Source organism: Mycoplasma sp. 527 (genome assembly GCF_053851595.1).
In genome coordinates, this window is the sequence record NZ_JBSQAY010000006.1 from 1 (window position 1) to 12,928 (window position 12,928).

Consider the following 12,928-nt stretch of genomic DNA (forward strand, 5'->3'; position numbering starts at 1 on the left):
ATCTATTAATTGGTCTTCAATTTTAATAATTTCTGTTCAATGTTTTATATTCTTTATTTTAAAGCATATGGGATAATTTAATTGAGCAGTTTTAAAAGACCTTTCAACAAAAGACTTAAATTGCAAAACACTAGAGGTTTGAACTTTAAAGCCTAAGGATTGCAAATACTCAGTAATAGGTGTGTATGAAGACTCTTTTTCAAAAAGTTGTTCTCTTATCGGTCTTTATAATCCGTGGAATTCCTTGTGTTCTAAAAAGTTTTCAATCAGATTCATATAACCAATATTGGTTTCCTCTTTAGACATATGGACTGCTAAAAGCCTACCAGTGGCAGGATCAATAGCGTGGTAAGTATGAAAAGTTTCACCCAATCCCATTGTGTCTGGCGTAGCATCGATCTCAACGATCATACCTGGAGAAAGATTTTTCCAGGTATTTTTTATTACTGCATTTTTTTCTATTGTTTTAAGATTCTCTAATTTACTATTTATTGCATAATAAAATATTGTTTCTAAAACTTGCGTTATTTAAAATATTTTTTGCGTTTCTTTTAGCTTCTTTTCTAGTCGCTTTGTGCGAGTGCTCTGTTGCATAGCCCCTTTTTAAAGTGCGTCTGTAAAGAGTTTTTAAAGAGATTATTGAACCTTTTGTTCTATAATAAATTGCCATAGTAACATTTCTAGTTCTATCTATGGGTTGATCAAAAACAAAAGAACTAAAATCTCTGATTTTTTCAATTTCAGAATCTACAAGATCATCACTAAACTTTTGTTTATATTTATTTCCCTTATTTTTGTGCGAGACATTAAATGTCCCACTAAAATTTATAGATTTTTTAATTTTAGAGACCGTAAAACGGCTAACTTCGTGTTTTATGGCGATTTGGTTTATTTTTAATTTTTTAATTAGTTATATCGGTATAAATATCTTTTCTTTTTTTCTTAAAATCTGCTAAATTCTGGATTTCTATTTTTTTATATTTCCCGTTACCTCTTATAATTATTTTAAACTATAGGATGTTGAAAATAATTGAGAATTGCAATGTAGCAAAATAATTGAGAATTTACAAAAATTAATTTTTTTTATTTTTTAAAAAATATATTATAATATTTAAGCATTAATCAATTAATGCCCAGGTGGCGGAATGGTAGACGCTACGGACTTAAAATCCGTTGGCTGTAATGGCCGTGCTGGTTCAAGTCCAGTTCTGGGCACCAGAAGCGCCCTTAGCTCAGAAGGTAGAGCAAATGGCTTTTAACCATTGGGTCAGAGGTTCGAATCCTCTAGGGCGTACCATTTCAGGTGACTGACATAAACAAATAAAAGACAGATTATCTGTCTTTTATTTTAATTTCTTTGTTTAATACTAAATCTTATGAAATATGAAGTGAAACTGATTAGCGCAATGATAATAAAACCTATTCACAAATAAGGCGAAACATCAGCTATATCTTTTGCTCTTGTTAGATTTGTTTTTTGGCCTAATAATGAAGAAGACAAAGAACCATAAATTATAAAATTTCTAGCTATTTTTTCTAGTTCTAGGCTAGCAAAGCTAATGAAATCTAGTCTAATTTTTGGGCGAATAAAATTTCTATATATCAAAAAATTAGAGAAGCCTAGTTTTTTTAATTCTTTTATTTTTTCTATACTAATGTTATTAATTGTCTGATATAAGTTTCTTGATATTGAAGATGCACTATGGATACCAAAAGCAAAAACAAATGATGCTGACAATTCTTCAAAAAGATTTGAAAGCATTAGAAATATAATAACAGCAGGTATTGCTCTTATTAATATATTTAAATACTTATAGAAGATACTCAAATGTTTTCCTACTATTGATTTAGACATTAATAGCATTCTAAAATATGAAATAAAATATGTTAAAATGAAGGTTAAGAATACAAGAGACGCAAATTGAATAATAATCCAAAAAATTCCATCTTCGCTAAAGCTAAAAATTATATCTTTTCAACTCCCCTTAAACATATTATTTAAAAAGCTAGTAGCTTCGGTCTCATAAAATTTTTCATGAGCTAAATCTTTTATAGCTATGCAAATTAGCACAAAGGTAAGTAAAATAAATAGTGAAATAAAAGTTTTTTTGATTATATTATTAGTTTGATATTTCTTAAAATTGATATTATCTTGTTTTCGAGATTCAAATAGGAATTTGTTTATATTTTCACTAATAATTTCCACTAAAAACAAGAAGGAAACTAGTATTAACAAAGGTATTATTAGTTCTGTATAATTTATTGGCTGAATTTGAGGATTTATTAAAATTCCTATCCCTAAAAAACCAATATTAGCTAGTATTGCTGACCAACGTAAATTTGTTTCAAATGCATAGATGAAGTAACTTATGAATTTTTTTCTAAGTTGAGGTCATATTTCTGTTCAAAAAGCCTTTTGTCTTGAGTGTTGTGATTTTACCAAATGATAAAAAATACTAAAATTAGCATTCTCAATTATTTGTGAAAAATACTCATGCAATCAAAGTCATGTAAATCAACAAAAAATTAATGCTATCGCTAGTTTTTTATCAAAAGAAATTTTAAATAAATATACAAAAAACAATTCTGGAAAAATTCTTAAAGCAATTACTATAACTTTAGATGGAATAGCTATATATTTGCTATTGGTTTTAATATTAGAAAAATACGAAGTGAGAAATGCAAGCATGAATCCAATAATTGTACTTAGGAAAATTATTTTTATACTATTTCATAAAAACAAAAAAGAAATATAAAAGAGATTTTGTTTATATATATTACTAAAACTACTTGGAGAAAAAAAATCTCTTAAATTTTTAATAAAGAGGTTAATACCTGATGGTGCAAAACTAAAATTAACAATATAGATTGAAGCTATAATTAATAAAATAATAAAAACAAAAAATGCTATTTTTCAAACTAGCCGATATGGTCCGTTTTTTAAAATAGTATTGCCTAATTTTAACTGTTCTTTAAAAATGTTTCTTTTTAATCACATATTAACTAAATATTTTATTATAAGGCTGTATTAATTCCTTATCAACATCATTAATTATTTTGTAGCCATTAAATCCTACGGTAGGACCATAATCATCTTCGTTATTTCTTCATAAGTCTATTATTATATTTTTTAAATAGTTTATTTGTTCCGTATTGAAATCATCTTTATTAACCACTACAACATTATACTTTAGTGGATCAGTGGCCGTTAAAAATTCAATTTTAACATTCTCATCATCAGGGGTGTAGAACTTGCCCCTTTTATTATTGCGATAGGCAAACGAGGCCATTTCATCGAAAACAATATGATATTTTTTAAGTGAACCATTCGCTATATTTTTTGCTTCTCCTTGCGTATATTTTTCGATATTTTTTATTTTATCTTCAGCAAAAGAATTAAATTTATTGTTTTCTAGATTAAAATGCTTTTTGAATAATGCTTCTTGTAGAATATATTTTGAACCGCTACTTTCCTTACCGGTCACAATACCAAAATTTCTAAAAGTATTTCAATCTTTATTGTCTCATGCTTTTTTAATTTGTTCTCTTTCTTCATTTGTGCCTTGAATCATTATAATGCCACGATAGTATTCAACTAATTCATTATTTTTTGCATAGAAATATTCGTATATATTTCCGTTTCAACTATATTCTTCATCGGTTCATGCGGTATATGCTTTTTTATTAAACAATTTCTGTAATTTAGCAGCAATAATTCTTAATTTGTCAGTGTTTGATCCATCTGAGTAGCTATCATTAAAATTTTTATCAAATTTAAATGCCCTAGTCATAGTTTGCAAGATAGGAATAATATTTTGGTCATTGTTTCTGATGAATAAAGGAGTCGTAATGATAGCAATGTTGCTTGTTTTTTTTCTAACAATACCAGCTATATCATTATTTGCTGAAACGTATCTTACTTTAATTGTTGCATCCTTATTTATTTTCTTTTTAAATTCAGATAAAATTTTGCTAAAAAATAGATGTTTTTTATTACCAAAAAAAGGCTCATTTATAACAAATTTTAATGTTAAATTAGCATCCTGCTTTGCGCTGCACGCAATAGAAATAAAGGCAAATGTGGACATTAGAGTGCTTAGGCTTAGTATAAACGCTATTTTTTTATTTTTCATAAAACAAAAATCCCTTCAATTTAATTAAAAAGGGATGATGACCAAAAAATAAGAACTCACTACGCCAGTATTATCTGGATCAGCTAACGAGGGTATTTCTCAGCCTTAATGGGCACCCCTGTTCATAAATTTATGATTCAATTATAGTACTTTTTAGTTTGCAAAAAGGAAAAAATCTCTTTTTACTTATGTTGTAATTAATATTGGATTTAAGAGTAAGTTTTATAGATATGCTATTTTGCTTTGAAAATATAAAATATACTTTGGATATCATAATTATTTTTTGTTATTTAGCATATAATTTATATGCTACTAAGTACATTTAAAAGGGAAAAAGATGAGTTATTCAGTCGGTCAAATAATAAAGGCAAAAGTTTACAAAATTTCAAGCAAATTTATAACTCTTATAACCAAAACCAACCATGTTGGTTATTTAGGCATTTCTGAAGTTAGTGATTATTATATAAGTAATTTGAATTCATTTTTTAAGATTAATGACATTAAAGAACTAATAATTATTGATATAGCAGCAAATGGTGAACTTATTTTTTCATTTAAGCAAATTCATCCAAAGGAATTAAGAAATCCTTTTAGTTTTAAACTTGATAAAAATGGCGCTAAGTTTGATAAATTGCTTGATTTTACAAATAAAGGAATACATTATGGCGATTAAAAGTAAGATAGATTTTTTATCTGACCAGGTTATTGACTCTAAATTATTTAGTGGTAAATATAAGGATATTATTAACGATATTAATGATAAAATAAAATCCAAAGAAATTGAAGGATATAAAAATTTTGGTTTTTTTGAAATTGATAGAAATATCCAAAGGAGTGATTATTCAAAGATAAAAAAAATTGTCAAATTTTTTAATGATGAAAAAATTCAAACCTTTGTTGTCATTGCTCCACAACATATATGTATTCAATCAAAGAGTATAATAGGCCTAGCGAATTCCCGCTTAAGAAACAATTGTGGAATTGAGATTATGTATGTTGATGAAAGTTATGAAGGAATAGATATCTTAAACCTAATTCAATATTTAGAAAATAGGTCATTTGCAATTAATGTTATATCAAAAAATGGAGAGGATATTGAGAGCTTAATTGTTTTTAGAGAATTGGTTACATTACTTAATATACAGGTTGGCAGAAATAATGCAACCAATTATATTTTTATAACAACCAATAACAACTATGGAAAATTATTCAATCTTGTTCAAACAAAAAATTATAATCATTTAGTTTTATTAGATAATACCCCTGAAAGATATTTAAACTATTCAGCAGCAGTTTTATTACCTCTTGCTTGTGCTAATATTGACATTGATGATTATATTGAAGGTGCAAAAGAAGCAAATGAATATTTTAGTAACACAAATTTAGAAAATAATAGTGCATATCGTTACGCTCTAGTTAGATATATATTTAATAAACAAGATCGCAATCATGAAGAGAAAGACATTTTTGCAATTGAGAATATTGTTTCGGGATCTAAAATTTATAAATGTTTAAATGATTTATTTGCTATGTATCTGGTTTCGTCTTCATATCGAAGTTATAAAGGAATACAGGTTAACACATTTATTCATCCTTCTGATACTAAAACGTTTGCTAATTTGTTTTATAATAAGCAAAGAAGAATGTTTAATACTCATATTTTGGTTCAAAATCCCATGTTTGACTTCAATATAGCTATTGTTAATGACAATGATGGCGATGAACTTAATTTTTTAATGAAGAAAACATTTAACAATGTAAATAAGGCATTATTGCAAGCAACTAAGGATTATTATCTAGGTATTCAAATACCTTTTATAGATATAGTTATTAGCGATTTAGAGGATAAAACATTGGGTTGAATTGTTTCCTTTATTCATCGTGCATCAATAATGAGTGCACATCTTATGAAGATAGATCCATTTGAAGAAACCGGATTAAAAACGTTTAATATCGTTATGGCTAAAAAAATTAACGAATTAATGGGGGGACAAAAAAATGACTAAAATAGGAATTATTGGCGTTGGGGCCGTTGGTTCGGCCTATTTATATGCTTCATTGAATAAATCGATTGAGGCTGATTATGTATTAGTTGATGCCTTTGTTGAATATGCAAAAGCACAAGCTAAAGATCTGAATGATGCTGCATGTTCGATGTTACAAAGCGGTTCAACATTTGTGGCTGGAACTTATCAAGATTTAGCAGATGCTGAGATCATTGTTATTACTGCATCGGTAAAACCGAAGGATGGAGTTTTAAAAGATCGACTTGAATTATTAACAGATAATGCTAAATTAATTGCTGAAATAGGAACAAAAATAAAGCAATCAGGTTTCAATGGTATTACTATTATCGCTTCAAACCCGGTTGACATTATGGCTTCAATATATCAACAAATCACAAAATTTGCTCCTGAAAGAGTTATATCATCTGGAACAATTCTTGAAACCGCTAGAATGAAAAAATTCCTGTCTGAAAAAATTAATGTTAAGGCAGGATCGATTACTGGATTTGTTATTGGAGAACACGGAGCAAGATGTTTAATTCCGTTTTCAAAAATAAGAATAGGACTTGGTTCATTAAAGGATTGATTAGCAAATAATACAATTTCGGAAGAATGATTACAAAAATTAAATCAAAAAGTTAAGGATGAAGCATTTGAAATTATTACTGGAAAAGGAATTACAAATTTTGGAATTGGTGAAAATCTAGCCGAAATTACGCAATCAATTTTAACTGATCGTCAAGCAATTTATTCATTAGGAGTTAAACTCCCACAAGAGTATGAAAATAGTGGTGTTTATTTTGGATTACCTGTAATTTTAGGAAGAAATGGTTATCGTCATTTACCAAAAATTAGATTAACAGATGATGAACAATCCATATTTGATTCATTTTCAAAGGAAATGAAGGAAACTGTTGTTGAAATTCTTAAAAATTTAGGTATAGAACCAGATTTTAAGTAATGATTAAAGCTATTGTTTAAACATGGAAATCTCTCTTTAATTGGGAGTTTTTTTATTTATTTCTTTTAAGTTTAATTTATTGAGAATTTATAATGTCATGCCTATTTGTTAATATTAATATGATGTAAATTTATTTTTTGCATAATTGCGTTATATTAATATGTTAAAAATTACAATATAATATTAAAATATGAAGAAAATTCAATTTGAGCATTATTATGCCGCATATCCAAGATCAAGGATGAATATATTAAATGATATAAATTTGTTAATTAATCAAGGTGAAATGATTGCTATTATAGGAAGATCTGGTTCAGGAAAAACTACATTGTTTAATGCCATTCTAAAACAACTAAAAACTAGTCAAGGCAAACTTTTTATTAATGAATATGATATAGAGAACATTTCGAAACGACAATGAAAAAAAATAGTAAAGAGAGTTGGTTATCTTTCGCAAGAAACAAATCTTATTGAGTCGCTAAATGTGTATGAAAATATTTTGCATTTTTATTCAAAATATAAAAATGTGTTATTTTCCTTGTTAAAAATAATAACTAAATCACAAAAACAAGAAATTTATAATGTTCTCGACTCCTTAGGAATTTTAGATAAGATCTTTACAAAAATTTCTGATTTATCAGGCGGTCAAAAACAACGTGTTGAAATAGCAAAAATTTTGCTAAGAGACGTTGATATTATTTTAGCTGACGAACCAACTAGTTCACTAGATATTAAGACATCAAAGGATATAATGTCAATTTTAAAAAATATCAACATGAAATATAACACAACAGTTTTAGTTAATATTCATGATTTAAATGTCCTTAGAAATAATTTTTCTAAATATATTTTTATTAATAATGGTCAAATAATTAAGAATGGAGACCTTTATAATCTTTCTGAAAAAGAATTAGAACAGTTATATGAAAGTTAGATATTAAGAGGTATGTTTATTACTTTTTTATTTTTTAAATTGTTGTTTAATGTAAAATTAAGTAAATATAAAATGGAAAGGTGACTTAATGGAAGTACAAAGTAGTGATCGAAGTAGTGCAAATATTGTGTTTTCACTAAGCACATTTTGTTAATTATGTAGAATTACTGCTTCCTTAAACATATTTTAAATATAAAGGAGGTGAATAATGAAGAAAGCAAAGGTTAATAATATTGAGAGTCAAAATATTAAATTATCTAAGCAAGATTTAGCAAAAAATAATCCGATAAATAAGCGACTAGTTGAAGCATCTATTAGTGATGTAGAACTTTTATTTGAAAAATATAAATCTTCTAAAAATGGTATCAAGATTGAAAAACAAGTTGAGCAAAACCGCGATGAATATGGTGTAAATAAAATTTCCAAAAAAGGGGCTGACACTGCTGGAAAAAGATTAATCCGCTCTTTCTTTAATTTGTTTAATATTATTCTTTTTATACTCACAATTATTACTGCTGTAGTCGATATTATATTGCCAATAAGCAGTGGTAAGTATAATGAAGTTAATTATATAACTGTCATTATTATTCTGGTAATAGTTTTTGCCAGCAGTATTATTCACTTTATTCAAGAACAAAAATCTGCTTCTAGTGCCAATAAACTTATTGAAATTATTGAGACAACTTGTTTGGTTGAGCGTGATGGGGTTTTAAAGGAAATACCGATGGACGAAATAGTTGTTGGTGATATTGTCCATTTAGCAGCTGGTGATATTATTCCTGGTGATGTTAGAATTATTGCGGCAAAAGACTTATTTGTTTCGCAATCCTCGTTATCTGGTGAAAGCGATGCAATTGAAAAATATAGTATTATTGATGCACAAACTAATTATGATAATCTGACAGATAGACCCAATCTTGCTTTTATGGGTTCAAACATTATTTCTGGTTCAGCAAAGGCATTGGTGCTAGTAGTCGGAAATGATACTGTCATTGGTAAGGTGGCTTCAAAATTAAATGAAAAACAAGTCCCTACTAACTTTGAAAAGGGTATTAAAAAAATTTCTGTAATGTTAACCTGCATCATTGCTTTTGTTATTCCTATCATTTTTTTAATTGTTGGATTAACCCATCAAAAGATTGAAGGAAACAATGCATGATTTAATGCCTTATTATTTGGTATATCTATTGCTATCGGATTAATCCCTGAAATGTTGCCAATGATTGTAACTGCTTGTTTATCAAAGGGTTCAATCGCAATGGGTAAGGCAAAAACTATTGTTAAAAATATTAACTCTATCCAAAATTTTGGTGCTATGGATATCTTATGTACTGATAAGACTGGAACAATAACTCAAGATGAAATTATTCTTGAAAGACACCTTGATGTTAATGGGAAAGAGGATTATCATGTTTTAAAGTATGCTTTTTTAAATTCTTATTATCAAACGGGATTAAAAAACCTACTAGATAAATCGATTATTAATCGTACCCTTGATTTAGCTGATGAACAAAAATCATTAGATAATCTTGAACTGCATTATTTGAAAATTGATGAGGTTCCTTTCGATTTCAATAGAAAGCGTATGTCAGTGCTTGTAAAGTCTCTTAAAAATAATAAGGTTACATTGATTACTAAAGGAGCTGTTGAAGAAATTATTAATGTATGTAGCACAATTTATTTAGATGGAAAAGTAATTCCTCTTGATAAAAAGGTAATCCGTAAAGTTTTGAATAAGGTTGAAGAATTTAGCGAAGAAGGAATGAGAGTTGTTGCTGTCGCTTCCAAAAAGTCTAATATTGATGCTGTCGGAAAACTGAGTGTAAACGATGAAAAAGATATGACTTTAATAGGCTATCTAACATTTTTAGACCCACCGAAAGATTCTGCTGAAGATGCTATTAAGAAGTTACATAATTTGGGCGTAGAAGTAAAAATACTAACTGGTGATAATCCACTGGTTACAAAGGCGGTTTGTTCAAAAGTCGGCATTCCTTATGAAAAAATATTGCTAGGAAAAGATATTACTAAACTTAGTGATGTCGAGCTAGCAATCGAAGTCGAAAAGACACAAATTTTTGCTAAACTTAGCCCCGATCAAAAAGCTAGAATAATTACCATTTTGCGTAATAATGGTCACGTTGTTGGCTACATGGGTGATGGTATTAATGATGCACCAGCAATGAAGGTTGCTGACGTATCAATATCTGTAGATACAGCAGTTGATATCGCAAAAGAGTCAGCTAATATCATTCTTCTTGAAAAAGATTTAAATGTTTTGGCTACAGGGATAGTTGAGGGAAGAAAAACTCATGCCAATATTAATAAATATATAAAAATGACTGTGTCCTCAAACTTTGGAAACATTTTTAGCGTAGTTATAGCCTCAATTATGCTTCCATTTATTCCTTTAGCACCTGTGCAAATTATTTTTTTAAATTTAATTTATGATTTTTGTTGTGGAACAATTCCGTGAGATAATGTAGATAAAGAATTTATTCAATCTCCGCGGCAATGGGGACATAAGTCTATTTGGCGATTTATGCTATGATTTGGCCCTGCTAGTTCAATTGTTGATGTTATGTCGTTTTGTTTATTATTTTTTGTTATCATTCCACAAGCAATTAAACAAACAACATTTACCAAAATTAGTGATTATAGTAATTTATCTCTTGAACAACAAAAAGAATTTAGATTGATGTTTTGAGCCGGATGATTAGTCATCTCAATGTGAACACAAACTTTTGTTATTCATCTATTAAGAACTGATAAAGTGCCACTAATTAAATCTAACGCTTCTACTCCGGTGATTGTTTCAACCTTGACCGGAGTTGCATTGGTAACTGCTCTTCCTTATATTCCAAAGCTAAATACTTCCTTGCAACTAGCACCGCTACCCTCGATATTTTATGCTTGGCTTGCACTGTTGCTTTCGACCTATACATTTCTTGTGATAATAACCAAAATTATTTATCGTAAGATCTATAAGCATTTCTTATAATTAATAAGTCAACTTGGCTTATTTTTTTAATTTTGTAATAATCTAAGAAAAAGTTAAATATTAACACATTAATATATTAAAATTAATATTAAAAATTAGGGAAGGAAAATTTAAGCTAAAAAAAAATGAAAAAATTAGATGAAAATGTAATTATTTTTGGGATGGATAATTCTGAAAAACTAGCTAATGAAATTGCTAAATATTTAGACACTGATGTTAAAAAGGTTAATAAAGTTGTTTTTGCTGACGGCGAGAATTTAGTTTATCCCGACGAAACTGTTCGAAATAAAACTGTTTTTGTTATCAACAATACAGGAAAACCAGTCAATGATAATTTGATGAGTCTTTTGATATTTATTGATGCGCTGAAGCGTGCTAGCGCAAAAAGAATTATTTGTGTTACTACTTATTATGGTTATGCAAGACAAGATAGAAAAACAAGCGGCAGACATCCAATTTCAGCCAAACTTGTTGCTGATTTATTAGAAACTGCTGGTGCTGATAAAATTATTGTTGTTGATTTGCACAATGCATCAATTCAAGGCTTTTTTAATATTCCTGTTGATGATCTAAGAGGTCAATTTATTTTTGCTAAGGAATTAAGAAAAAGAAAAGATAAATTTGTTATTGTCTCACCTGATCATGGCGGCGCAGTTAGAGCGCGTCAATTATCAGAATGCCTAAATTCCGATGAACCAATTGCAATTATTGATAAAAGAAGAACTGGCCCAAATGTATCTGAAATTATGGGCGTTTTAGGTAATGTTAATGGTAAGAATGTAATCATCTACGATGATATTATTGATACTGGTGGAACTATTATACATGCAGCAGAAACACTAAAGGCGCAAGGCGCTAACAAAGTTATTATCGCTGCAACACACGGGTTATTTTCAAGAGGTTTTGAAATGTTCGAAAGCAATCCTATCATTGATGAAGTTATAATAACTAATTCAGTAGATCACTCGCATTTATCACATTTTAAGAAGCTAAAAGAATTATCAATGGCCGAATTTCTTGGTTTAGTTATTGAGGCTAATACTAATAGCACATCAATAAGTGAAATTTATAAAGAATATAGTAATGGAAGAATTTAGAAGAATTATAACTCAATATCTTTGCATTGAAGATGAAGACATAATTGCTAAACTTTATTTATATTATCAGTTAATTGAAGAGGAAAATAAGAAGTATAATTTAACTGGTTTCTACGGTGAAAAATTAATTAAAGAGGGCATTATAGAATCAATTCTTATTTTTAAAAATATAAATAAAAATATTGCAAATCTATGTAATAAGGAAGTTCTTGACATTGGTTCAGGAGCAGGTTTTCCTATTATCCCTTATTTAATATATAGTCAAAATTTTAATCTTACAATTTATGAGCCGATGCAAAAAAGGGTAAATTTTTTATGGCTTGTAGTCAAAAAATGTAATTTAAAAAATGTAAGGATTCTTAAAATAAGATCAGAAGAATCATTAGAAAAGGAAAGATTTGATTTTATAAGCGCAAGAGCAGTTTCAGAATTAAAGAATCTTGTTGAAATATCTCATCATGTTGGAAAAATAGGCTCAATTTTTTGTTTTTTAAAATCAACTAATTTTCAAAAGGAAATTGATAATTCTAAAAATATTAAGAATATATTAAAAATTGAATTTAATACTTTATGTTTAAATAAATTTTTTACTATCGATAATGTCTTGGTTTATTATGAAAAAAAAATTCCTACCCCTAATTTTATCCCAAGAAAATGGTCGATAATTATTAAAGAAAATTCCAAAAAATAAATTTAAATTTTCTGCTCATTATGTACATGAGCAGAATTTTTTGTTGCATATTTAAAAAAATTTATTAAATAATAATTTAATAAACTATATAATTAACATTACAAA

The 12,928-nt window shown here is 27.9% G+C and carries 10 protein-coding genes, 2 tRNA genes and 1 riboswitch; of the genes, 9 read left to right on the forward strand and 3 right to left on the reverse strand.

Annotated elements, in window-relative coordinates:
• Positions 1-225 precede the first annotated feature (225 nt).
• The gene (locus ACWXVQ_RS02785; RefSeq protein WP_455966384.1) at positions 226-411 is read right to left on the reverse strand and encodes a hypothetical protein; all 186 of its coding nucleotides are present in this window, start codon (positions 409-411) and stop codon (positions 226-228) included.
• Between the two features lie 720 nt (positions 412-1,131).
• On the opposite strand from ACWXVQ_RS02785, the gene ACWXVQ_RS02790 reads away from it, so the two are divergent.
• Together ACWXVQ_RS02790 and ACWXVQ_RS02795 are read left to right on the forward strand one after the other, a co-directional pair.
• Positions 1,132-1,218, forward strand: a tRNA-Leu gene (locus tag ACWXVQ_RS02790).
• 3 nt (positions 1,219-1,221) lie between these two features.
• Positions 1,222-1,297, forward strand: a tRNA-Lys gene (locus ACWXVQ_RS02795).
• Positions 1,298-1,348: 51 nt separating this feature from the next.
• On the opposite strand, the gene ACWXVQ_RS02800 is transcribed toward ACWXVQ_RS02795, so the two are convergent.
• Together ACWXVQ_RS02800 and cypl are read right to left on the reverse strand one after the other, a co-directional pair.
• A complete protein-coding gene (locus tag ACWXVQ_RS02800) occupies positions 1,349-2,689 on the reverse strand; it encodes an ABC transporter permease subunit (protein WP_456011997.1) in 1,341 nt (446 codons plus the stop codon).
• A 310-nt stretch (positions 2,690-2,999) separates the two neighbouring features.
• On the reverse strand, positions 3,000-4,133 hold the full coding sequence (cypl, locus tag ACWXVQ_RS02805) for an ABC transporter thiamine pyrophosphate-binding lipoprotein p37/Cypl (protein WP_456013560.1): 1,134 nt from the start codon (positions 4,131-4,133) through the stop codon (positions 3,000-3,002).
• A 39-nt stretch (positions 4,134-4,172) separates the two neighbouring features.
• A riboswitch (TPP riboswitch) is annotated at positions 4,173-4,263 on the reverse strand.
• A gap of 207 nt (positions 4,264-4,470) precedes the next feature.
• Here cypl and ACWXVQ_RS02810 point away from each other — a divergent pair.
• From ACWXVQ_RS02810 to rsmG, 7 genes are all read left to right on the forward strand, one after another.
• Positions 4,471-4,806 (forward strand): hypothetical protein, encoded by a 336-nt coding sequence (locus tag ACWXVQ_RS02810; protein WP_444704808.1) that lies wholly within the window; start codon positions 4,471-4,473, stop codon positions 4,804-4,806.
• Entirely contained in the window at positions 4,796-6,139 is a 1,344-nt protein-coding gene (locus tag ACWXVQ_RS02815) for a hypothetical protein (protein WP_455993683.1), read from the forward strand. The genes ACWXVQ_RS02810 and ACWXVQ_RS02815 overlap by 11 nt, the downstream gene beginning before the upstream one ends.
• Complete coding sequence (locus ACWXVQ_RS02820; protein WP_438340352.1) at positions 6,132-7,100, forward strand: lactate/malate family dehydrogenase; 969 nt, start codon at positions 6,132-6,134, stop codon at positions 7,098-7,100. The genes ACWXVQ_RS02815 and ACWXVQ_RS02820 overlap by 8 nt, the downstream gene beginning before the upstream one ends.
• 190 nt (positions 7,101-7,290) lie before the next feature.
• Positions 7,291-8,034: a phosphonate ABC transporter ATP-binding protein gene (locus ACWXVQ_RS02825; RefSeq protein WP_455993678.1), complete on the forward strand. Its 744-nt coding sequence runs from the start codon at positions 7,291-7,293 to the stop codon at positions 8,032-8,034.
• 208 nt (positions 8,035-8,242) lie between these two features.
• Positions 8,243-11,035 carry a magnesium-translocating P-type ATPase gene (mgtA, locus tag ACWXVQ_RS02830; RefSeq protein WP_456013562.1) on the forward strand — a complete coding sequence of 931 codons (2,793 nt, stop codon included), beginning with the start codon at positions 8,243-8,245 and terminating at the stop codon, positions 11,033-11,035.
• Positions 11,036-11,160: 125 nt separating this feature from the next.
• Complete coding sequence (locus tag ACWXVQ_RS02835; RefSeq protein WP_438340349.1) at positions 11,161-12,132, forward strand: ribose-phosphate diphosphokinase; 972 nt, start codon at positions 11,161-11,163, stop codon at positions 12,130-12,132.
• Positions 12,119-12,823 carry a 16S rRNA (guanine(527)-N(7))-methyltransferase RsmG gene (gene rsmG / locus ACWXVQ_RS02840; protein WP_455993676.1) on the forward strand — a complete coding sequence of 235 codons (705 nt, stop codon included), beginning with the start codon at positions 12,119-12,121 and terminating at the stop codon, positions 12,821-12,823. Before ACWXVQ_RS02835 ends, rsmG begins: the two co-directional genes overlap by 14 nt.
• The last annotated feature ends 105 nt before the right edge of the window (positions 12,824-12,928 follow it).